This window comes from Sphingomonas sp. ACRSK (genome assembly GCF_022346685.1).
GTDB lineage: Bacteria > Pseudomonadota > Alphaproteobacteria > Sphingomonadales > Sphingomonadaceae > Sphingomonas > Sphingomonas molluscorum.
Genome location: NZ_JAKRNR010000005.1, coordinates 51176 through 72273, shown reverse-complemented (window position 1 = coordinate 72273; position 21098 = coordinate 51176). Strand labels below are relative to the sequence as shown.

Sequence of the window (21098 nt, the reverse complement as noted above, 5' to 3'; positions counted from 1 at the left end):
AAGGGCAGCTTCCCGAGGCCTCCCCATCTGCTAGGGGACGAATCGAACCATAAGGGACAGCAACCGGTGCGCGATCTTCTCCAACTCCAGGTACACGACTTCGAAGTGCAGGTTCTGACCGGCGTCTATTCCGAAGAGACGCACCTGCCGCAGCCGTTGCGCATTTCGATGACGGTCGACCTCGACTGCCCCGAACATTTCGCGCCCGACACGCCGCTGTCGGCCTCCAAGAGCTATCTCGACCTGAAGCACGCGGCGAGCGAGGCGTTGCCGCAGGGCGTACATTTCACGCTGATCGAAGGGGTTGCGGACCATATCGCACGCACCTTGTTCATCTCCGATCCGCGCGTGCAGCGGGTGGAGGTGTCGATCGTGAAGCTCGCCATCGCCGAGGCGGGCGAATCGATCGGGATCCGGCTGGTCCGTCACCGCCCGTGACATCGCCTGCCGCTGCCCGCCCGCTGGCGCTGGTCACCGGAAGCTACCGGCGGCTCGGCGCGCATATCGCGGCCCGGCTGGGGGAGGCAGGCTATGCGCTGGCGTTGCACGCAAGCAGTGAAGGCGAGCCGGACGCGGATCTCCTCGCCCGGCTCGAGGCCGCGGGCGCGCCCTACCAATGCTTTGCAGCGGAGCTTTCCGATCCGGAGTCGGCAGCGGGCCTTGTGCCGCGCGTGGCGACGCGTTTCGGGCAGCCGGTGACGCTTCTGGTGAACAACGCCTCCTGCTTTCGGGCCGAGGACGCCGCGGTGCCCGGCATGGACGCGCTGGTGCGGCATTTTGCGGTCAACGCCGCGGCACCGTTCGCGCTCGCAGCCGCGGTTGCGGCGCAGGCGCCGCCGGAAGGGGCCTGCGTCATCAACATGCTGGACGAGCGCATCGTCCAGCCGCCTGCGGACCAGCTCGCCTACACGATCTCCAAGCAGGCCCTGGCGGAGGTCACCCGCACGCTTGCCTATGCGCTGAAGCCGGGCGTCCGCGTGAACGGCGTGGCGCCGGGGCTGACGATGCCGACCGCGGATTATACGCCCGAGCAGGTGGCGCGACTCGCGGGCCTCATGCCGCTCGCGCGCTTGCCGGAACCGGATGACATCGCCGATGCGGTGCTGTTCCTGGCCGGTGCGCGGGCGACGACCGGGCAGGTGCTGTTCGTGGACGGCGGCGCCAATCTCCGCCGGTTCGAGCGGGACTTCGTCCATCTCGCCCGTGACGGCGAGGGCGACTGACGCCCTCGCCGTCGTGCAAGATCAGGCGCCGGCGCCGGGCCCAGCGTGGCAGGGGCCGAGCGAGCGCAGCACGAACTGATAGTCCTCGGCGGCGATTCGCGCGCCCTGTTCGTCCTGCGTCTCCAGGGCGGAGGCGGGCAGGCTGCGCGGGAGCCCGCAGGCGAGTCGGTACCAACCCAGCGTGTCCCGCTGCGGCGGACCGGCGCCCTCATTGACGATGTCCCCGAACGACACGGCCCAGCGCGGCGGCTGATTCGGGCGGCGCAGCACCAGCAGCGACACCGGGTCGCCGGTCTCCGTCTTCAGGAAGATCTGCGTCTCTCCCTCGCCCGGCAGCGTGCCCACGACGTGGAAAGCGTTGCCGATGCCGGTGATCGCCGGGGGCGCGTTGCGATCCAGGATCTCCCGGACGACACCGCGTGCGCGCGCGTCGAGCGCCGGGCTCCAGCTCCGCTGCGCATCGAGTTGCACGAGCTGTACCTGGTCGGGCCGGCCGGCGACCGGGCGGGCGAAGATCAGCACGCGCGTCTTTTTCAGACTGGGCGCGCGTCCGCGGAAATCCAGCGGAACGTCAACGAGATAGCCGATTCGCGCCGGCATCGCGCCCGAACCGCGGATCAGCGCGCCGACTTCTGCCTCGACATAGAAGCGGGCCGCATTGGCGGCGACGCCCGCCGCCTCAGCACCCTTGATGCGGGTGGCGCTGGTGATCGTCGCGTCGATCACCAGCGGCGCTGCGAGCACCAGATCGGCGACCTCCGCATAGCCGACGGCGGGCTGCTCGACGGGCGTGGTCTGCTGCGCCTCTGCGGCGCAGGAGAGGGGGGCGAAAAGCAGCAGTGCCGCCGATGCGGATGCAGGATAAAGTCGAAACATGGTTGCCAGCATCTACGCGATCTTGCAGCATCGACCTAGGCCGATTCAAGATGCGGGCGTTCGTACCGACGATTGCACTTTTGTTGCGTCTGACAAAGCGTTTGCGTCGCGGAAAGTGCCACGATAGAGAATCGGCGGTGTTCCCAGCAGCGCTACGGCGATGGTGCGGATGCAAGGTCGCGGGCTGCGAACGCGCTCCGTACCACTCGGTGTGAGGCTTAAGGAGTTTTGTTGCTGAATGGCCTATGCTGATCAAAAAGCGGGTCCTGGGCGCATCGTCGCAATCGCCGTCGTGGCGTTGCTGCACGTGCTCATTGGGTACGCATTTATATCTGGTCTCGCGTACAAGTACGTGAAGAAGCAGGTGGAGGACCTGGACACGTTCGACATCGTCGAGCCGCCGCCCCCGCCTGAGGAAGTTCCGCCGCCGCCGCCGCCGCCGCCGGATCAGCCGCCGCAGTCGCCGCCGCCGGTGGTGACGCCGCCGCCGATCGTGCGCGTGCAGACGCCGCCGCCGGTGGTCATCCAGTCGGTGACGACGCCGCCGCCGACGTACAATCCGGTTCCGGTCGCCGCGCCGCCGGCACCTCCTGCGCCGCCCGCTCCGCCGGCTCCGCCTGCGATCAGCAAGAAGGCGGGTCTGAAGGGTAACCCGGGCCAGTTCTTCGGCCGTGATGCGTATCCGCCGTCGGCGGTTCGCGAGGGCGCCGAAGGTCGCGTCAGCGCAAAGCTGACCGTGGGCACCGATGGTCGGGTGACCGATTGCGTCGTCACTTCCTCGAGCGGCAACTCCGCGCTGGACCAGACGACGTGCCGGATCTCCAAGAGCCGCGTGCGGTTTACGCCGGCACAGGACGCAGCGGGCAATCCGGTCGCCTCGACCTATCCGCTCAGCGTGACCTGGAAGCTCGAAGACCAATAATCGCAAAAGGCCCGGCGCCACGGCGCCGGGCACCTTAGAACCATTCGCGCATGCTTCTGTAAGGGATACATCTCACAATGCTCACCAACATCTTTGCTGCCGGGGCTCCCGCCGGCGCTCCGAACTTCGGCTTCTGGGAAGCTCTGCAGCAGGGCGGTGCGATCGCCTGGACCGTGCTCGCCATCCTGGTGATCATGTCGGTCGGCTCGTTCTACATCCTGTTCACCAAGCTGTTCGAGCAGCAGAAGATCATCAACCAGGCGAAGCGCGTCCGCGCGACCTTCTGGCAGTCGAACTCGCTGCGCGAAGGCGCTGCCAAGCTCGACAAGAACTCGGCCTATCGCCAGATCGTCGACGACGGCCTCGCCGCTCAGGAGCAGCACGCCAAGCTGACCGATCCGGTCGAGGCGCATGACTGGCTGCACGGCTCGCTCGCGCGTTCGGAAGCCGCGATCAACTCGAAGCTCGGTGCGGGCCTCGCGTTCCTCGCGACCGTCGGGGCGACCTCGCCGTTCGTCGGTCTGTTCGGTACCGTGGTCGGCATCTACCGCGCGCTGGTGAAGATCGGTGCCGCTGGCCAGGCCGCCATCGGCGACGTCGCCGGCCCGGTCGGTGAAGCGCTGATCATGACCGCCATCGGTCTGGTCGTCGCGGTTCCCGCCGTGCTCGCCTACAACTGGCTGCAGCGCCGCAACAAGTCGATCGCGGAAGACCTGTCGGCCTTCTCGAACGACGTGCTGGGCTTCCTGGCCTCGAACGGCGCGGTTCGCCCGACGCTCGCTTCGAAGTCGACCGTTGCTGCCAAGCCGGCGGCGACCGCTGCGAAGCCGGTGACCGGCACCACGACCGCCGGCCAGACCGGTGGCGTGCCGACCCGTCCGTAAGCGGATACCTACCTCGCCGCCGGGCTTCACGGCCCGGCGGACGACGTGACGAAAACGAGAATAGGATAGCCTTATGGCGATGAGTGTTGGCGGCGACGGCTCCGAAGAAAAGCCGCTTTCGGACATCAATACCACGCCGCTCGTGGACGTGATGCTGGTGCTTCTGATCATCTTCCTGATCGCAGTGCCGGTGGTGGTCCAGTCGGTGGAACTGCAGCTTCCGAAGGTGGAGTTCGAGCCGACGACGACCAAGCCTGAAAACGTGTCGCTCTCCGTACGCGGCTCCGGCAACAGCTGTGAGGTGTATTGGAACCTCACGCCGGTCAGCAGCGGCGAACTTCGCGAGCGCGCGGTCAAGAAGCTCGAGGACGAGGTCGCACGTCAGGGCGGCCCGAACGCTCCGGGCGTCGAGCTTCCCGAGGTCCACATCCGCGGCGACGTGAACACCCCTTACCGCTGCATCGGCGGCACCATCTACACGATGCAGTCGGCTGGCTTCGCCAAGGTCGGCTTCATCTCGGAGCCCGAGCCGGGCGGCACGCCCCGTCTCTGATGCCGGCGTTTTCGAGGAGTAGTCTCACATGGCAATGAGTGGCGGCCGCGATGACGGCGAGCCGATGATGGAAATGAACACGACGCCGTTGATCGACGTCCTGCTCGTGCTCCTCATCATGTTCATCATCACCATCCCGATCCAGACGCACGCGGTGAAGGTGGATCTGCCTCAGCCGGATCCGAACAACCAGAACGTGGTGGATTCGGAAAAGAACAAGATCGCGATCTCCGCGGACGGCGTCGTCACTTGGAACGGTGCGACGGTCGACGAGGTGACGCTGCGTCAGTATCTCGACCAGACTGCGGCGATGTCGCCGGAGCCGGAACTTCACTTCCAGCCCGACGCGAACGCCCGCTACGAGGTCGTGGACGGCATCTTGTCGATCATCAAGCGGTCCAACGTGACCAAGCTTGGGTTCGTCGGCAACGAGCAGTACCGCAACGACTTCTGATCCGGTTCGCCGGACCAGCAAGCGATCGAAAAGCGCCCGCGCGGATCTCCGCGCGGGCGTTTTGCTGTCTGGGGCGCTGCTGGACAGGCGGAGCCGGTCTCGTATCGGAAAGGGGGGGCGGCGTTGATCGCGGGGTTGCGGAACCGCGCCTGAAGGGCCCAGCGGCGCTCTACGGAAACTCGGGTCTTCCTCGGGACGGGCGACGGCCCCTTTGCTGCGCCAGCCGGTCCTGAGCGTGGCCTGGCCGCCAGCGAGGGGCCAGCACGACGGGGCGCCCTCTACCGACCGTTCTCTTACGATCCTGAACTGACCCGACCAAGCTCAGAGTCGTCGGCCGTGCGCGTCGAACCGGCTCACGGCGGATCACCGACGGTCCGCAGGCTACGCGGCCGTGGCAACGGGCAGAGAGGTGACGTTCATGTCGCCGCAGCCCGGCACAGCATGGGCATTCAATGGGGCCCCAGGGGTTCGCTGGCCTCGGCCGTCCTGCGCTTCGCTCCCGGTTGGCCGTCCATGGAGCGGGAACTTCCGCTCGACGCCGGTCCGGTGCCGGAGCAGACCGGCTAACCGGCCTAAGGGGAAGCGGGAGGGAAGGCGCCCCTACAGCCGGGGCAGCGTGACCCCGCGCTGGCCCATGTATTTGCCGGCGCGATCGGCGTAGCTGGTCTCGCAGGGCTCGTTGCCCTTCAGGAACAGGAACTGGCAGGCACCCTCGTTGGCGTAGATCTTGGCCGGGAGGGGGGTCGTGTTGGAGAACTCCAGCGTGACATGACCCTCCCACTCGGGTTCGAGCGGGGTCACGTTCACGATGATGCCGCAGCGCGCATAGGTGGACTTGCCGAGGCAGATCACCAGCACGTCGCGGGGCACGCGGAAATATTCGACCGTGCGGGCCAGCGCGAAGCTGTTGGGCGGGATGATGCACACGTCGGTCTGCCGGTCGACGAAGCTGTTGGACGCGAAATCCTTGGGGTCCACCGTCGCCGAATCGACGTTGGTGAAGATCTTGAACTCGTCCGCCACCCGCGCGTCATAGCCGTAGGAGGACAGGCCGTAGCTGATGCAGCCCTCGCGGCGCTGGGCCTCGACGAACGGCTCGATCATGCGGTGCTCGACCGCCTGTTCCCGGATCCAGCGGTCGGAAAGAATCGCCATGGTGTCCCCCTGCTTTGGCGGGGAGCCTTTGCCCGCTTTGGCTTCGTCGGCAACCCCACATTGCCAGCCGAGCCAGCGGGTACGCCTGACGTACCGCGCTGTCCTCCGCCGGGCTGGTTGCGGCGATGAGCGGGACGTGAGAGAAAAAGCACGGGTTCCGCGGGGCTTCGTCGCCATTGTGCACGAGGGGAGCGAGCATGCTGCAGCGGTTGCAGGATCATCACGGCTGGATGCTGGCGCTGCTCAAGGAGGGCGAGCCGCCTCTCCACGATCCGCAGCTGCGCCCGTCCGCGGCCTTTCTGGCGACGCGCCGGAACGCGATGGGGCGGTTGTTGACCTCCTATCATCAGTTCGTCCACCGCGAGATCTTCGATCCGGTCATCGCGTGCGGCAATGCCCGGGACGCGGCGCTCGCCCGGGCGATGAAGATCGACTGCATCGAGCTGACGGAGAGCTTCCGCGCATTCCAGCGGCATTGGATTGCGGAAGATGCCGTGGAACGCTGGGAGGAATACCATCCCGCGGCCGTCCGGATGGTGGAGCGCCTGCAGCGCCACATCGCCGATGTCGCTGCGATGGCGCAGGAGGTGTCGCTTCCGCAGCCTCCCGCGCCGATGGCCGGAACGGACCCGCCGCGGGGCGTCTGAGCACCGCCACCCGCAGGAGTGACGCCGGGCTTGCCATGCGGTCGCCCCTTGTCCATATGGCGCGCGGGAGTCGGGCGGACGGTGCCGTCGCCAACCCGGTCAGGTCCGGAAGGAAGCAGCCGCAACGATTCCGTACCGGGTCGTTCCGGCTCCCACCTCAACCCATCGCTGGTTCCTCGCTCGCAGGCGTTGCGAGCCGCCTCTTTGCAGCGCGCGGCTTCGACAGCCGCTGCGCGAGCCGCTAAGGATCGGCCGACATGTCCGATTCCTTCCTAGACCTGGGCGAGACGCCGCAGCCCGCCGCCAAGGCGGACGCCTATCGCGTGCTGGCACGCAAATACCGGCCCCAGACCTTTTCCCAGCTGATCGGCCAGGATGCGATGGTCACCACGCTGGGGAACGCGATCAAGCGCGACCGGTTGGCGCATGCTTTCCTGCTCACCGGAGTGCGCGGGGTCGGCAAGACCTCCACCGCGCGCCTGATCGCCAAGGCGCTCAACTGCATCGGCCCGGACGGGCAGGGCGGCCCCACCATCGATCCGTGCGGCATGTGCGAGCCGTGCCGCGCGATCGCCGAGGGGCGGCACATCGACGTGATCGAGATGGACGCCGCCAGCCACACCGGCATCGACGACATCCGCGAGATCATCGAGGCGTCGCGCTATGCGGCGGTGTCGGCGCGCTACAAGATCTACATCATCGACGAAGTCCACATGCTGTCCAAGGCGGCCTTCAACGGCCTCCTCAAGACGCTGGAGGAGCCGCCCGGCCACGTGAAGTTCCTGTTCGCCACCACGGAGGTGAACAAGGTGCCGGTGACGGTGCTGTCACGCTGCCAGCGATTCGACCTGCGCCGGATCCCGGCCGAACTGCTCGCCGAGCACTTCGCGCATGTCGTGGCCGCCGAAGGCTTCGAGGCGGAGCCCGAGGCACTGGCGCTGATCGCGCGTGCGGCGGAAGGGTCCGCCCGCGATGGCCTTTCGATCCTCGACCAGGCGATCGCCCATGCCGGCATGGAGGGCGAAGGCGTCCGCGCCGATGCCGTCCGGGCCATGCTGGGCCTGTCCGATCGCGGCGCGATTCGCGAACTCTTCCGGCTGCTGCTGGCCGGGGAGGCGGCGCCCGCGCTCGCGGCGCTGCGCGGCCAGTACGACCTGGGCGTCGATCCGCAGGCGGTGCTTCGCACCCTGCTGGAGACGGTGCACGGCGTGACGCTGGCCAAGGTCGGGGCGGCGCCGCCGGCCGGGCAGTCGGCCGAGGAGCGCGAGGCGCTTGCCCACTGGGCCGAGTCGCTGTCCTTCCCCATGCTCCATCGGCTGTGGCAGCTGCTGCTGAAGGGGCATGACGAGGTCGCGCGCGCGGCGCTGCCGATCGAAGCCTGCGAGATGGCGCTGCTGCGCGTGATCCATGCGTCGAGCCTGCCCGACCCGGGCGAGCTTGCCCGTGCGCTCGCGGAAGGGCGCGGACCAGCGCTGCCCGCCGGGGTTCCGCTCCAAGGCACCAGCGCACCCGCGCCTATCCCGGCGCCGGTCGCGGTCGCCGACCCGAAGCCAGCACCCCCGGCGCTGCCCGATAGCGTCGAGGCGATCGCCGATTTGCTGGAGAAGCACGGCCGCCACACCCTGCAGGTGCAGGTCCGCAACCATGTCCGCCCGATCCGTCTAGAGCCGCCGGAGCTCGAAATGTCGGGCGCTCGGCCGCTGCCGACCGACTTCACCCGTGACCTGGGCCTGGCGCTTCGGGAGATCACCGGCCAGACGTGGAGTATCCTGATCGGCGAGGGGGCGGGGAACCCGACGTTGCGCGAAACGCTGGCGGCACAGGCCGAGGCGGAGCGCGCGGAGATACTGGCGTCGCCGCTGGTAGTGGCGGCCATGGCGGCCTTTCCGGGCGCCGAACTCGATCACTGGAAACGCAAGGACGGGAGCATCGCTCGATGAAGGACCTCAACGACATCATGGCCATGGCGCAGAACGTGCAGGCCGAACTCGAAAAGGCGCAGGCCAGCCTCGACACGATCGAGGTGGAGGGTCAGTCCGGCGGCGGGCTGGTGAAGATCCGCGCCTCGGCAAAGGGACGGATCCTTGGCGTCGACATCGATGATTCGCTGCTTCAGCCGAGCGAAAAGCAGATGCTGGAAGACCTGATCGCGGCGGCGCTGAACGACGCGCGCGCGAAGGCGGACGCTGCCAGCCAGGGCGAGATGTCCAAGCTCACCAGCGGCCTGCCGCTCCCGCCGGGCTTCAAGCTGCCGTTCTGATCGGGCGGGTCATCACCGGCCGATCGGGAACTTTCGTTTCGAAGGCGGAGTTGATCCGCATTCGAAACGGAAGGGAGTGAATGCCATGTCCGACGATCGCGTGGATACGACTACCACCACCACCACGGGCGCTGCACCGCACACCACGGTCGTGGAACGCCGCAGCGGCGGCGGCGGCACTGCGCTTCTCGCCATCGTGCTGCTGATCGCAGTTCTGATCGGCGGCTATTTCCTGCTGCGCGCCAGCAACAACGACACGATCCAGACCGAGGCGGTCGCGGGCGCGGCCAAGAGCGTCGGCGATGCCGCCGACAAGGCCGGCAGTGCGGTGAGCGACGCCGCGGACGGCGAGACCAAGTAAGTTCGGACGGGCGCCTGACCTCAGCGGAGGCAGGCGTCCAGTTCCTGGCGGCGCACCACGCCCACCCGAGCGGCGATGGTGTTGCCGTGCCGGCGCGTGAAGCCGTGCGGCGCAATCGCCGCCCGCTTCTTGGGCAACGGCAGCACCGCGGCAATCCGTGCCGCTTCCGATGGCGAAAGCGTGTCGGCGCCGTGCTTGAAGTAGCGGCGCGCACCCGCCTCGACACCATAGGTGCCGATGCCGGTTTCGGCGACGTTGAGGTACACCTCCATGATCCGCCGCTTGCCCCAGATGTTCTCGATCAGCAGCGTGAACCACGCTTCCAGCGCCTTGCGGACATAGCCGCCGCCCTGCCACAGGAACACGTTCTTCGCCGTCTGCTGGCTGATCGTGGAGCCGCCGCGGATGCGCCCGCCGCGGGCGTTGCGCTTGGCCGCGTCGGCAATGGCGTCGAAGTCGAAGCCGCTGTGCGAGCAGAAGCCGGAATCCTCGCCCGCGATGACTGCGCGCGCCATGTCCGGATCGAGGCGGGAAAGCGAGCGCCAGGACTTGGTGACGCCATGCCCCGTGAAAACGTCGCCCAGCATCGTCCAGGTGATGGGAACGGGCACGAAGCGGTAGACCACCGTCATGGCCACGGAGAGGGCTACGAAGCCCAGCGCGAGCTTGACGAGCCATCCGAGCAGGCGGCGGACGGGCGATCGGGTTCGGACTGCGGCGATCATGGCCGACAGCTAGAGCGAAGCGCGACGGATTGGAACCGCCCGTACGCCCCTAGGGGCGGGCCGGGACGCACCCGATGGCGCGTCCCGAAAGTTCAGGCGGTGGCGAGCAGGCGCTTGTCGCCGGCCAGGCGCATCATCGCCTTTTGCAGCTTCTCGAACGCGCGCACCTCGATCTGGCGGACGCGCTCGCGGCTGACGCCATAAACCTGGGAGAGTTCCTCCAGCGTCTTGGGGTCGTCCGTCAGGCGCCGCTCGGTCAGGATGTGCTTCTCGCGGTCGTTGAGGTCGTCCATCGCCTCGACCAGCATGCCGTGGCGGACGTCGGCTTCCTGCGCATCGGCGACGCGCTCGTCCTGCAGCGGGCCCTCATCGGCCAGCCAATCCTGCCACTGGCTCTCGCCGTCTTCGCGCATGGGGACGTTGAGCGACGTGTCGCCGCCCATCGCCATGCGGCGGTTCATGGAGGTGACCTCTTCCTCCGTCACGCCCAGATCGGTCGCGATCTTGGCGAGATGCTCGGGGCTGAGGTCGCCATCCTCGAACGCATCGAGCTTGGACTTCATGCGCCGCAGATTGAAGAACAGCTTCTTCTGCGCCGCGGTGGTGCCCATTTTCACGAGGCTCCACGAGCGCAGGATGAACTCCTGGATCGAGGCGCGAATCCACCACATCGCATAGGTCGCGAGGCGGAAGCCCCGGTCCGGCTCGAACTTCTTCACGCCCTGCATCAGGCCGATGTTGCCCTCCGAGATCAGCTCGGACACGGGCAGGCCATAGCCGCGATAGCCCATCGCGATCTTGGCCACGAGCCGCAGGTGGCTGGTCACCAGCTGCGCCGCAGCTTCGGTGTCGCCATGCTCCTGGAACCGCTTGGCAAGCATATATTCCTGCTCGGGCGCCAGGATCGGAAACTTCCGGATCTCCGACAGGTAGCGGTTGAGGCTCGCTTCGCCGCCCAATGCGGGAATCGTCGCGGGGACGTTGCTGCCGCTAGCCATGATCGCTTCTCCCTTATTTGCGCAGGCTTTCCTCGAAAAGCGCGCGCCAGCTTATACGTGAAGATGGTGCAACAGTTCCTGCATGTCTGCCGGAACTTCGCTTTGGAACGCTAAAGCGTGCCTTAGTACAGGGTGGATGAACCCTAGATGTGCCGCGTGCAGTGCCTGACGCCGGAAACCCAGGATTTCCAGGGCTTCGCGGTGCTGCGGACGCGCCCGGCCGTACACCGGATCGCCTACCAGAGGGTGGCCGATTGAGGCCATGTGGACGCGCACCTGATGGGTGCGCCCCGTCTCCAGCCGGCACTCCACCAGCGCCGCCTCGCGCAGGGAGCGCACCAGCGACCAATGCGTCACCGCGCGCTTCCCGCCCTGGACGATGGCGATCTTCTTGCGATTGGTGGACGAGCGCGCGAGCGGCGCGTCGATGGTGCCGCTGCCGGTCTTCGGGCGCCCGGACACGATCGCCTGGTAGCGACGATCGATCGAGTGCGCCTTGAACTGGCGTGCGAGCCCCTCGTGCGCCTGGTCGTGCTTGGCCGCGACGAGGAGCCCGGAGGTGTCCTTGTCGATGCGATGGACGATGCCGGGCCGGGCGACGCCGCCGATGCCGGACAGCTGTCCGGCGCAATGGTGGAGCAGCGCATTGACCAGGGTTCCGTCCGGATTGCCCGCGGCCGGATGGACGACCAGCCCGGCGGGCTTGTCGACGACGATCAGATGCTCGTCCTCGAACACGACGGTGAGCGCGATGTCCTGGGCCACATTGTCCGCCGGTTCAGGCGCGGGGACGTGGATGTCGAACCGGTCGCCGGCGCGGGCCTTGCGCGAGGGATCGGAAGCGGCGGTACCGTCGCTCGCCAGCACCTTGCCCGACGTCATCAGCGCCTTCAGCCGCTCACGCGACAGGTCCGGCAGCGCGTGCGCGAGTGCACGGTCCAGACGCCACCCGTCGGCTGCCTCGGCGACCTGCACCGCAATGATGGAATCCCCCCGGATCATGTTCTAGCTAGATGGGAATGACGCTGGAGATTGCAACCGGGATCGCGCAGGCGATCCGCGATGCCGCGGCGGCTTCGCCCGACTGGGAGGTGTGCGGGCTGCTCCTGGGCGAGCCCGGCCGGGTCACGGCGCTGATGCCCGCCGCCAATGTCGCCGCGGACCCGGCGACCGCCTTCGAGATCGATCCGTCCGCGCTGCTCACCGCCCACCGCGCAGCGCGCGGGGGCGGGCCTGCGGTGCTGGGCCACTATCACTCGCATCCCCGGGGGGCGGTGGGTCCTTCCAGCGCCGATGCGGCCGCGTCGCACGCCGACGGCGCCTTGTGGATCATCACCAATGCCGAGACGCTCGGCTGCTGGCGCGCGGTGGCGGAAGGACCCGTCGCCGGACGGTTCGTCCCGGTCCCGCTACGCTTTGTCGGCTGAGGTTGCGGAGACCGTCCGGCAGCGTCAGAAGGTGCGCCGAACACCCATTTCGATCGGATTTCCGCCATGCAGATCAGCGCCACCGACTTTGCGAGCCTCTTGTGCTCCCGGCTGTGCCACGATCTTCTCAGCCCGGTCGGCGCGCTCAACAACGGGTTGGAACTGCTGGCCGATGAGCAGGACCCGGCGATGCGGGCGCGATGCCTGGAACTGCTGGCAGAAAGTGCGCGCGCTTCCGCCAACAAGCTGAAGTTCTTCCGCCTGGCCTTTGGTGCTGCCGGCGGGTTCGGCGACGTGGTCGACACGCGTGAGGCACGCGCCGCGATCGAAGGGCTGTTTTCGGAGAACCACCGGGTGAAGCTTGGCTGGATGGTCGCCGAGCCGACGCTTCCCAAGCCTGCGATCAAGGCGCTGCTGAACCTGGCGCTGATCGGCGGCGACGCGCTGGTCCGCGGCGGCCAGCTCGACATCGGCGCCGAGACGAACGCGGGTGGCGTCGAGATCGTCGTGCGTGCGGACGGGCCGCGGATCGTGCTGGATCCCGAACTGCGCGACGCGCTGTCGGGGGAGGGGGACCTGTTGGCGCCGCGCGCGGCGGCGGCCTTCCTGGCCCATGCGCTGGTGAAGCAGAGCGGGGGCACGCTCCAGGTCTCGCCTCCGGAGGCGGACGTGCTGCTGTTCGGCGCCTCCTTCCCGGGGAGCTAACCCCCTCTTAACCCGGAAGCAGGCATGTCCATCCGGGGAAACAGGGACTTTATGGACGATCTTCTCCGGGAGTTCATCGCAGAGACGCGCGAGACGCTGGAGGCGTTGTCCGGCGAAATCGTGGCTTGGGAGGCATCGCCGGGTGACCGCGCACGGCTCGATGCCATTTTTCGCTTCGTCCACACCGTAAAGGGGAGCTGCGGCTTCCTAGGGCTGCCGCGGCTTCTGCGGCTGAGCCATGCTGCCGAGGACGTGCTGGCGGACGTGCGGGCGGGTACGCGCACGCCGGATCGTGCACTGGTCAACGCCGTGCTGGCGGTGGTCGACCGCATCGGGGCGCTCGTCGAGGCGCTCGATGGGGGCGCTGCCGTGCCGGAAGACGATGAGGCGGCGCTGATCGCCGCGCTGGGGCCGGGCGGCCCCGATGTCGTGCCGCTTCCTGCGGCCGGGCCGCGCACCGGCGCCCGCAGCGTGCGGCTGGGCGTGGGCCTGCTCGACCGGATGATGGCGGGCATGTCCGACATGGTGCTCGCCCGCAACGAACTGGCACGCCTGCTGCGGCGGGGGAGCGTCGATCCCGGGGTCGAGGCGGCGCTGGCGCGGCTGTCGCTTTCCATCGCCGAGATGCGGGATGCGGTGACGCGCACCCGCATGCAGAAGATCGAGACGCTGTTCGCAGCGGTTCCTCGCCTGGTCCGCGATACCGCGGCAGAGCTCGGCAAGACGGTGTCGCTGAAGCTGGAGGGAAGCGACATCGAGATCGATCGCGACATGGTCGAAGTCATGCGCGATCCGCTGGTGCACATGGTCCGCAACGCGATCGACCACGGCATCGAAAGCCCAGCAGAGCGGCAGGCCGCCGGCAAGCCCGAGGCGGGGCAGCTGACGATCGCCGCACGCCAGGCCGGCAACCAGATCGTGCTGGAGGTCATCGACGACGGACGCGGAATCGACGTCGACCGCCTGATCGAAAAGCTCGTCGCCTCCGGCAGCCGCCGCGAAGCGGAGCTGCGCGCGCTCGATCCGGCCGCAGGTGCCGAATTGATCTTCGAACCCGGCCTGTCCGTGCGCGACGCGGCCACGCCGATCTCCGGGCGGGGCGTCGGCATGGACGTGGTACGGTCCGCAGTCGAGCAGATTGGCGGCCGGATCGAACTCGAGAACCGGCCGGGCGAGGGGCTGCGGATCCAGATCCAGGCGCCGTTGATGCTGTCGATCATCCCCGCGGTGCTGGTGGCGGTCGGCGAGCAGCGCTTCGCCCTTCCGCGCCAAGTCGTGGAGGAGATCGTTGCCGGGCCGCGCGCCCGTATCCGGGAGGAGGACGGGACCGAGCTGGTGGAGGTGCGGACGCGCCGGATGCCGGTGGTGGACCTGGCCGCGCTGCTGGAGCTGGCCGCCCCGCGTACGGAGCCGCAGACGCTGATCGTGGTCAACACGCCGAATGGCTGCTTTGCCCTTGCCGTCGACGCGGTGCTCGATCACCAGGAACTGGTCGTGAAGCCGGCGTCCCCGCCGGTGATGGCCACGGGCATCTACGCCGGAACGACGTTGCCGGACAGCGGCAAGCCGATGCTGTTGCTCGATTGCGCCGGGATCGCCAGCGCAGCCGGCGTCCGATTTCCCCCGCCGCCGAGCCAAGGCCTGGAAGACAAGCCTCCCGAGGAAGCGGCAGCGAATGGGGATGGTCCGCCCGGGCTGGTGTTCGTCGATCTCGACGGCGCCCGCCGGGTGGTGCCGCTCGCGGTGGTTGACCGGATCCAGCTGGCCCGATCCGAAGCCGTCCACGTCGCCGACGGGCGCCTGCGGCTCTTGCTGGACGGAAAGTGGCTGGCGGCCGAGGCAGTGGCCCCGGTCGACGATGGTGCAGAGATGACCGTGCTGCGCCTCGGCAACGGCCGGCAGGAGCTCGCCTATGCCGCGCGGCAAGCCACGGATCTCGTGTACCTGCCCGAGGTGGTGGAAGCCGCAGGCACGGCAGGGCGGATTGCGGGCACGGTGGTGCTCGACAAGCAGCGCATCGAGCTGATCGACGTCGACTGGCTGCTTGCGCAGCTGGAACCCGCCACGCCATCCGGGCTGGCCGCCGGGCCGCTCTGTCTGCTCGCCGCACCGGCCTATGGGCCCCTGGCGGCGTTCATCGGGCCGCTGCTGGAACAACACGGCTATCGCGTCGCACTCGGTCGCGCATCGTGGGAGCCGCCCGCCGTCGTGCTGATGACCGAAGCGGCTGCGCGCGCGACCCTGGTTTCCGAGCGCCCGGGCGGTCCCCCGGTCATCCGCCTGCGCAACCTGCCCGATCCGGCAGGACCCGGCGACACCAGCATCTACCGCTATGATTCGGACGCGCTGCTCGCCGCGGTCGCAAGCTGCACCCGAACTGCGGGCGCGCTGCAATGAAGGGGCTCTACCTGGTTGCGCGGATCGCCGACCAGGTGGTCGCCATCGCCTCCGACCGGCCCGGCAACGCCGTCGAACTCAAGGAGATTACTCCCGTCCCACGGGCTCCCCGCGCGGTGCTGGGCCTGGCGGCGCTGCGCAGCTGGGTGGTGACGGTGATCGACACGCCGCGTGCGATCGGCCTCGCCCGCAGCAGCATGGCCTCGAACCAGGCGGTGATGGCGACGGTCGAGGGGCATGATTATGCCTTGCTGGTCGATGCTTTGCACGATGCGGTCGCGCTCCGGCCAGAATCGCTCGACGGGGGCGGGGACCTGCCGGCGGCCTGGCGCCGGGTGGTGCGGGCGGCCGCCATGCGCGCCGGGGAGCGTATCCTGGTGCTCGATCCCGCCGCACTCCTGGACTCGATTGTTCAGCCTGCGTGAACCCTCGCAAGATCGGGCGGGGCGTGCGATCAGGGTTTCAGGGGGAAAAGATGAAAAGCTGTCTGGTCGTTGACGATTCGAAGGTCATCCGCAAGGTCGCACGCCACATCCTGGAAGCGCTCCGGTTCGAAGTCCGCGAAGCGGGCGATGGGCGTGAGGCACTCGCCAGCTGCATCGCGACGCCTCCCGATGCCATCCTGCTCGACTGGAACATGCCGGTGATGAGCGGCATGGATTTCCTGCGCGCGTTGAAGGACGCCGGGCTGCCGCAGCGGCCCAAGGTGGTGTTCTGCACCACCGAGGGCGACATGGCGCACATCCGCGCCGCGATCGAGGCAGGCGCCGACGAATATGTGATGAAGCCGTTCGACCGCGAGACCCTGGAGAGCAAGTTCCAGATCATCGGACTCGCCTGATCGCCCGGTCGCCACGCTCCGGCGGCCGCGCGCAGCGCCGCCGGACCTCCGGCTTGCCTTTGCCCGGCGGGCGACGCATCGCTTCGGCGTAGCTTGGGAACGGGTGCATGCAGTTTATCGACAGACCTTCGCCGAACTTCGACGATCGTTCGCTGCCGGTCACCATGGTGGTGCTGCATTATACCGGCATGCAGGACGCCGCCTCCGCCATCGCCCGGCTGGCCGATCCAGAGGCGAAGGTGTCGTGCCACTATCTCGTCGCGGAGGACGGCACCGTCGTCCGCATGGTGGACGAGGCAAGGCGGGCCTGGCACGCCGGCCGCTCGCACTGGCGGGGGGTGACCGACATCAATTCCGCCTCCGTCGGCATCGAGATCGTCAATCCGGGCCATGAGTGGGGCTATGTCCCGTTTCCCGACGAGCAGATCGACGCGGTGATCCGGTTGGTCGCCGACATCAAGCAGCGCTACGCCATCACCCGCGGGAACGTGGTCGGCCATTCGGACATCGCACCGGCGCGCAAGCAGGACCCCGGCGAGCTCTTTCCGTGGGGCAAGCTCGCTCGGCTGCGGCTGGCCCTGCCACGGCCCACCCAGAACCTGATGGACCCGCACTGGAGCGACGCCGGCTTCCTGCTCGCGCTCGAACGGTTCGGCTACGACGTCGAGGATCCGGTCGCGGCGGTCACCGCTTTCCAGCGCCGCTTCCGGCCGGAGATGGTGGACGGAGTCATCGACGGCGAATGCCGCTCGCTCCTGCTGGCCCTCTTGCTGCCCAAGCCGCAGGGCGACGACTGAGCGGCTTTCCCCCGCGGCCAAGCTGCGCTAGGCGGACCGCGTCAGAGGGTCGGGCGGCCGCGGCCCCGTTTGCAAGAACGGGGGCGAGGAAAGTCCGGGCTCCACGGAAACGACGGTGCCGGGTAACGCCCGGCGGGGGCGACCCCAGGGAAAGTGCCACAGAGAGCAGACGGCGACGGCTTCGGCCACGTCACGGTGAAAGGGTGCGGTAAAAGCGCACCGCGGGCCTGGTAACAGGAACGGCATGGCAAACCCCACCGGGAGCAAGACCGAATAGGGACGGCACATGGGCCTCGTTCCGGCCCGTCGTCCGGGTTGGTTGCTGGAGGCGGCGCGCGAGCGTCGTCCTAGAGGAATGGTCGCCTATCCCGCCTTGCGCGGGTGGACAGAACCCGGCTTACAGACCCTCTGACGCGTTCCCGCCCAGCGCAGGATCCTTGCCGTGACGGTGCGCGAAGGCGGCACCCGATCGGGCGAGATGGGTTGCGCCGGTCCGCCACGATACCCAGGGACGATAGGCAGGACGGACCGACGCGCCGGGTGCAGGAGGGGTTGCACCCGGGAGGGGGTTGGAGTGGGTCAGACGAGGACCGGCTGGGGCCGCGGCACTTCGCCGAGCGGCGTCGTCGAATCGATCTCCATCATCGGCTTGATGAGGCCGTCGCGCAGGTCATAGACCCAGCCGTGGAGGTAGAGCGTCTGCCCCGCGGCGAACGCGTCCTGCACGATCGAGGTGCGCGCGAGACGCACGAGCTGGTCGCGGACGTTCAGCTCGACCAGGCGGTTCGCCCGCTGGCTTTCCGGCAGCGAATCGATTTCGTCCTGATGGTCGCGATAGACCTGTTCGGCGTTGCGCAGCCACTTGCCGAGGAAGCCGGTGGCGCCACCTTCCAGCGCCGCGTTGATGCCGCCGCAGCCGTGATGGCCGCAGATGATGATGTGCCGGACCTTCAGCACGGTGACCGCATATTCGAGCACGGACATCAGGTTGATGTCGTCCTCGTTCACCAGATTAGCGACGTTGCGGTGGATGAACATGCCGCCCGGCGGTGTGTTGGTCAGCTGCCCCGCTGCGACCCGGCTGTCGGAACAGCCGATCCACAGGAACTCCGGCTGCTGGCCGGCGATCTGGCGCTCAAAATAGTCGGGGCGCTCTTCCAGCCGCTCGGCTGCCCATGCCTTGTTGGCGAGGAGCAGGTGCTTGTACTCTCTCATGCGAAGACGACCTCCTTGCGCGGCGCCTGGATCTTGGACGCCGTCTGCTCGCCGACGTCGCCACGGACGATCACGCCGATGTTGCGGAACTGCGCGTTGCGGACGAACGCGTTGATGATGTCGATGTTGTCGATGTCGACGTAGCTGGTGGCCGACAGGTCGATCAGGACGTGGGTGTTGTCCGGAACCTTCGCGAGCTCCTTCTGCAGCTCGTACTTGTGGATGAAATAGAGGTTGCGGCGGGCGCGGATCATGCAGCTGTCGCCGTCCTGGACGAAGATGATCGCCGGACGGAAGTTGCGGCCGATCACGAAGACGAAGCCCACGACCAGGCCGATCACGATGCCTTCCAGCAGATCGGTGAACAGGATCGCGCCGACCGTCACGACGAACGGCACGAACTGGGTCCAGCCCTGCTTGAAGCGCTTGGTGAACAGCGACGGCTTGGTGAGCTTGTAGCCGGTTGCGATCAGCACCGCGGCGAGTGCCGACAGCGGGATCAGGTTGAGAATCGCGGGGATCAGCAGCACGCTCAGCAGCAGCCAGCAGCCGTGCAGGATGGTGGAGAGCTGGCTGTTGGCGTTGGCGTCGACGTTGGCCGAGCTGCGGACGATCACCGAGGTGACCGGCAGGCCGCCGATCAGGCCGGCCACGATGTTGCCGCTGCCCTGCGCGAACAGCTCGCGGTTCTTGTCGGTGGTGCGGCGCTTGGGGTCGATCTCGTCGATCGCCTTCACCGACAGCAGCGACTCGAGGCTGGCCACGATCGCGAGCGTGACGGCGGTGCTCCACACGGCCGTGTTGCTGATCTGGCCGAAGTCCGGGGTCGTGAACAGGCCGATGAACTCGCCGAGGCCTGCGGCCACGGGCACGCTCACCAGGTGCGACGGCTGGACCTGAAGGTTCGGCGCGACCATCCCGAACAGGGCGTTGATCAGCACCGCGCCGACGACCACGACCAGCGGACCGGGCAGGAAGCGCAGCGGGCCTTCCTTGGGCTTGGCATGGTCCCACCAGAACAGGAAGGCGAGCGAGATCGCGGCGATGATCGCAGCGCCCCACACGATCTGCTCGCGCAGCACGCGGCCGATCGCGGAGAAGGTGTTCTCGCCATCGCCTTGCCAGAACGAGAAGCTGCCTTCCGGATCGGCGTCATAGCCGATCGCGTGCGGGAACTGCTTGAGGATCAGGATCAGGCCGATCGCGGCGAGCATGCCGGTGATGACGGACGAGGGGACGAACTCGCTGAGAATGCCGCCGCGCGAGACCGAGAAGAGCAGCTGGATGCAGCCTGCCAGCACCACGGCCAGCAGGAACGCCTCATAGCTCGGCAGGCGCTGGATCGCGTCGAGCACGATCACCGTCAGGCCGGCTGCCGGGCCGCTGACCGACAGGGGCGACTTGCTGAGCATGCCGATGACGATGCCGCCCACGATGCCCGAGATCAGGCCCGAGAACAGGGGCGCGCCGGACGCCAGTGCGACCCCCAGGCAGAGGGGCAGCGCGACGAGCGCCACCACGATCGAGGCCGGCACGTCCTGCCGCCAGCTTGTCGCGAATTTAGAGGCCAAGGACACCGCGGTACCTTCTCTTGATCGGGTAAAAGCGTCGGGGACGCATGCGGCACAGCATATAAAACACGACCGGGCCGGGGCGGCAGCGGGAAATAATTACGTTTTGTTTCCCATGGCGCTGGGTTGTGCCGCGCGGCAGGGGGGCTATCTGGAAGGCGATGGTCCGCTCAAGTCGATCCAACGATTGGGGATTTCCCCGCTGGCGCGGTTACGAAGCCGAGCGCCAGGCTACGCGCGTGCGCCTTTGCGACCGGCACGGCTGTGAAGCCCCCGGCGACCGGCCTGCGCCCAAGTCTCCCAACAACCCCGACCGGTGGTATTTCTGTGAGACGCACGCGGCCGAGTACAACCGCAACTGGAACTACTTCGAAGGGCTGGACGAGGAAGAGGCGAAGCGGCGGGAGGCGAGCGAGCAGCGCACCGCCAACGGCTATGCCAATGCCTCGCACTACGCGTGGGGCGGCTCCGGGGACGGCACCCGTTCCCGCGACGAGATGCGCGCGCTGGAAGTGCTCGGGCTGGAGGTCGATGCCGACTTCGAAGCCGTGCGGAGTGCCTGGCGCCGCCTCGCCAAGTCCAGCCACCCCGACGTGCGCCCCGGCGACAAGGAAGCCGCCGTCCGCTTCCAGGCGATCCAGGCGGCCTATGAGGTGCTGCGGGTCGCCGAGGAGCGGCGGCAGTGGAAGCCGGCGTGAAGCCGGCGGTCCGCGCGCGCTGGTCGCGGGCGGTGCTGGTGTGCGGCAAATGCTCGCGCAAGCTCGATGGCGGCTTCGGACCGGACGGTGACCAGCCGCTGACCAAGGCGCTGCGCAAGCGCCTGGGGTTGAAGAATGGGCCGAAGGCGCGCGCAGGGATCGTCGAGACGCGCTGCCTGGGCGTGTGCCCCAAGCATGCCGTGACGGTGATCGATGCGGCGAGGCCGGGCGAGTGGCTGCTGGTGAGCCCGGGCGCCGACCTCGACGGGCTGGCGCAGGACCTGGGGCTGTCGGAGCAGAAGGCCCGAGACCCGGACCGCGATTGAACGGCCCGCTTCGTTGCTTGACGGTGCATGCCGCCTGGGCAGTATCGGCGTGCCCTCTTTTGC

General features: G+C 68.0%; 25 protein-coding genes and 2 other RNA genes. 20 read left to right on the top strand and 7 right to left on the bottom strand.

The window, feature by feature from the left end; all coding sequences use genetic code 11:
• Positions 1-66: 66 nt before the first annotated feature.
• Positions 67-438: a dihydroneopterin aldolase gene (locus MHZ35_RS04215; RefSeq protein WP_125959804.1), complete on the top strand. Its 372-nt coding sequence runs from the start codon at positions 67-69 to the stop codon at positions 436-438.
• The gene (locus MHZ35_RS04210; RefSeq protein WP_239434510.1) at positions 435-1223 is read left to right on the top strand and encodes an SDR family oxidoreductase; all 789 of its coding nucleotides are present in this window, start codon (positions 435-437) and stop codon (positions 1221-1223) included. Before MHZ35_RS04215 ends, MHZ35_RS04210 begins: the two co-directional genes overlap by 4 nt.
• A 21-nt stretch (positions 1224-1244) precedes the next feature.
• On the opposite strand, the gene MHZ35_RS04205 is transcribed toward MHZ35_RS04210, so the two are convergent.
• Positions 1245-2111: a hypothetical protein gene (locus tag MHZ35_RS04205; protein WP_239434509.1), complete on the bottom strand. Its 867-nt coding sequence runs from the start codon at positions 2109-2111 to the stop codon at positions 1245-1247.
• A 226-nt stretch (positions 2112-2337) separates the two neighbouring features.
• Here MHZ35_RS04205 and MHZ35_RS04200 point away from each other — a divergent pair, with 226 nt between their 5' ends.
• From MHZ35_RS04200 to MHZ35_RS04185, 4 genes are all read left to right on the top strand, one after another.
• Complete coding sequence (locus tag MHZ35_RS04200; protein WP_125959802.1) at positions 2338-3021, top strand: energy transducer TonB; 684 nt, start codon at positions 2338-2340, stop codon at positions 3019-3021.
• 77 nt (positions 3022-3098) lie between these two features.
• Positions 3099-3905 carry a MotA/TolQ/ExbB proton channel family protein gene (locus MHZ35_RS04195; RefSeq protein ID WP_125959801.1) on the top strand — a complete coding sequence of 269 codons (807 nt, stop codon included), beginning with the start codon at positions 3099-3101 and terminating at the stop codon, positions 3903-3905.
• A 73-nt stretch (positions 3906-3978) separates the two neighbouring features.
• On the top strand, positions 3979-4458 hold the full coding sequence (locus MHZ35_RS04190; RefSeq protein WP_125959800.1) for an ExbD/TolR family protein: 480 nt from the start codon (positions 3979-3981) through the stop codon (positions 4456-4458).
• A 28-nt stretch (positions 4459-4486) separates the two neighbouring features.
• Positions 4487-4912, top strand: coding sequence for an ExbD/TolR family protein (locus tag MHZ35_RS04185; RefSeq protein ID WP_239434508.1), 426 nt, complete (start codon positions 4487-4489; stop codon positions 4910-4912).
• A 600-nt stretch (positions 4913-5512) separates the two neighbouring features.
• Here the strand turns inward: MHZ35_RS04185 and dcd are convergent.
• Positions 5513-6067: a dCTP deaminase gene (gene dcd / locus MHZ35_RS04180; protein ID WP_129340325.1), complete on the bottom strand. Its 555-nt coding sequence runs from the start codon at positions 6065-6067 to the stop codon at positions 5513-5515.
• Between the two features lie 197 nt (positions 6068-6264).
• Here dcd and MHZ35_RS04175 point away from each other — a divergent pair, with 197 nt between their 5' ends.
• The 5 genes from MHZ35_RS04175 (at position 6265) to MHZ35_RS04155 (ending at position 9335) form a co-directional block, all read left to right on the top strand.
• Positions 6265-6714 carry a hypothetical protein gene (locus MHZ35_RS04175; RefSeq protein ID WP_239434507.1) on the top strand — a complete coding sequence of 150 codons (450 nt, stop codon included), beginning with the start codon at positions 6265-6267 and terminating at the stop codon, positions 6712-6714.
• Positions 6715-6776: 62 nt separating this feature from the next.
• Positions 6777-6874: signal recognition particle sRNA small type (gene ffs, locus MHZ35_RS04170), an RNA gene on the top strand.
• A 97-nt stretch (positions 6875-6971) separates the two neighbouring features.
• Positions 6972-8654 (top strand): DNA polymerase III subunit gamma/tau, encoded by a 1683-nt coding sequence (locus MHZ35_RS04165; RefSeq protein WP_239434506.1) that lies wholly within the window; start codon positions 6972-6974, stop codon positions 8652-8654.
• Positions 8651-8974, top strand: coding sequence for a YbaB/EbfC family nucleoid-associated protein (locus MHZ35_RS04160; RefSeq protein WP_125959795.1), 324 nt, complete (start codon positions 8651-8653; stop codon positions 8972-8974). Before MHZ35_RS04165 ends, MHZ35_RS04160 begins: the two co-directional genes overlap by 4 nt.
• Before the next feature lie 85 nt (positions 8975-9059).
• Entirely contained in the window at positions 9060-9335 is a 276-nt protein-coding gene (locus MHZ35_RS04155; RefSeq protein WP_239434505.1) for a hypothetical protein, read from the top strand.
• Positions 9336-9355: 20 nt separating this feature from the next.
• Here MHZ35_RS04155 and mtgA read toward each other — a convergent pair whose 3' ends face one another.
• The 3 genes from mtgA to MHZ35_RS04140 all read right to left on the bottom strand — a co-directional run bounded on the left by mtgA (position 9356) and on the right by MHZ35_RS04140 (position 12060).
• Positions 9356-10060, bottom strand: coding sequence for a monofunctional biosynthetic peptidoglycan transglycosylase (gene mtgA, locus MHZ35_RS04150; RefSeq protein ID WP_239434504.1), 705 nt, complete (start codon positions 10058-10060; stop codon positions 9356-9358).
• A gap of 92 nt (positions 10061-10152) precedes the next feature.
• A complete protein-coding gene (gene rpoH / locus MHZ35_RS04145; RefSeq protein WP_125959792.1) occupies positions 10153-11058 on the bottom strand; it encodes an RNA polymerase sigma factor RpoH in 906 nt (301 codons plus the stop codon).
• Between the two features lie 51 nt (positions 11059-11109).
• Positions 11110-12060 carry an RluA family pseudouridine synthase gene (locus MHZ35_RS04140; RefSeq protein WP_239434503.1) on the bottom strand — a complete coding sequence of 317 codons (951 nt, stop codon included), beginning with the start codon at positions 12058-12060 and terminating at the stop codon, positions 11110-11112.
• Positions 12061-12077: 17 nt separating this feature from the next.
• Here MHZ35_RS04140 and MHZ35_RS04135 point away from each other — a divergent pair, with 17 nt between their 5' ends.
• From MHZ35_RS04135 to rnpB, 7 genes are all read left to right on the top strand, one after another.
• Positions 12078-12485: a Mov34/MPN/PAD-1 family protein gene (locus MHZ35_RS04135; RefSeq protein WP_239434502.1), complete on the top strand. Its 408-nt coding sequence runs from the start codon at positions 12078-12080 to the stop codon at positions 12483-12485.
• Between the two features lie 66 nt (positions 12486-12551).
• Complete coding sequence (locus tag MHZ35_RS04130) at positions 12552-13190, top strand: histidine phosphotransferase family protein (RefSeq protein ID WP_239434501.1); 639 nt, start codon at positions 12552-12554, stop codon at positions 13188-13190.
• A gap of 51 nt (positions 13191-13241) precedes the next feature.
• Positions 13242-15587 carry a chemotaxis protein CheA gene (locus MHZ35_RS04125; protein ID WP_239434500.1) on the top strand — a complete coding sequence of 782 codons (2346 nt, stop codon included), beginning with the start codon at positions 13242-13244 and terminating at the stop codon, positions 15585-15587.
• Positions 15584-16012 carry a chemotaxis protein CheW gene (locus MHZ35_RS04120; protein ID WP_239434499.1) on the top strand — a complete coding sequence of 143 codons (429 nt, stop codon included), beginning with the start codon at positions 15584-15586 and terminating at the stop codon, positions 16010-16012. Before MHZ35_RS04125 ends, MHZ35_RS04120 begins: the two co-directional genes overlap by 4 nt.
• Before the next feature lie 50 nt (positions 16013-16062).
• Positions 16063-16428, top strand: a complete 366-nt coding sequence (locus tag MHZ35_RS04115; protein ID WP_125959933.1) for a response regulator — start codon at positions 16063-16065, stop codon at positions 16426-16428.
• 107 nt (positions 16429-16535) lie between these two features.
• Positions 16536-17225, top strand: a complete 690-nt coding sequence (locus tag MHZ35_RS04110) for an N-acetylmuramoyl-L-alanine amidase (RefSeq protein ID WP_239434498.1) — start codon at positions 16536-16538, stop codon at positions 17223-17225.
• A gap of 41 nt (positions 17226-17266) precedes the next feature.
• An RNA gene (gene rnpB, locus MHZ35_RS04105) (RNase P RNA component class A) lies at positions 17267-17641 on the top strand.
• A gap of 163 nt (positions 17642-17804) precedes the next feature.
• On the opposite strand, the gene MHZ35_RS04100 is transcribed toward rnpB, so the two are convergent.
• Both MHZ35_RS04100 and MHZ35_RS04095 read right to left on the bottom strand, forming a co-directional pair.
• A complete protein-coding gene (locus tag MHZ35_RS04100) occupies positions 17805-18440 on the bottom strand; it encodes a carbonic anhydrase (RefSeq protein ID WP_239434497.1) in 636 nt (211 codons plus the stop codon).
• Entirely contained in the window at positions 18437-19975 is a 1539-nt protein-coding gene (locus tag MHZ35_RS04095; RefSeq protein ID WP_239434496.1) for a SulP family inorganic anion transporter, read from the bottom strand. The genes MHZ35_RS04100 and MHZ35_RS04095 overlap by 4 nt, the downstream gene beginning before the upstream one ends.
• A 197-nt stretch (positions 19976-20172) precedes the next feature.
• Here MHZ35_RS04095 and MHZ35_RS04090 point away from each other — a divergent pair, with 197 nt between their 5' ends.
• Both MHZ35_RS04090 and MHZ35_RS04085 read left to right on the top strand, forming a co-directional pair.
• Entirely contained in the window at positions 20173-20709 is a 537-nt protein-coding gene (locus tag MHZ35_RS04090) for a J domain-containing protein (protein ID WP_129340341.1), read from the top strand.
• Entirely contained in the window at positions 20706-21035 is a 330-nt protein-coding gene (locus MHZ35_RS04085) for a (2Fe-2S) ferredoxin domain-containing protein (RefSeq protein ID WP_239434495.1), read from the top strand. Before MHZ35_RS04090 ends, MHZ35_RS04085 begins: the two co-directional genes overlap by 4 nt.
• The last annotated feature ends 63 nt before the right edge of the window (positions 21036-21098 follow it).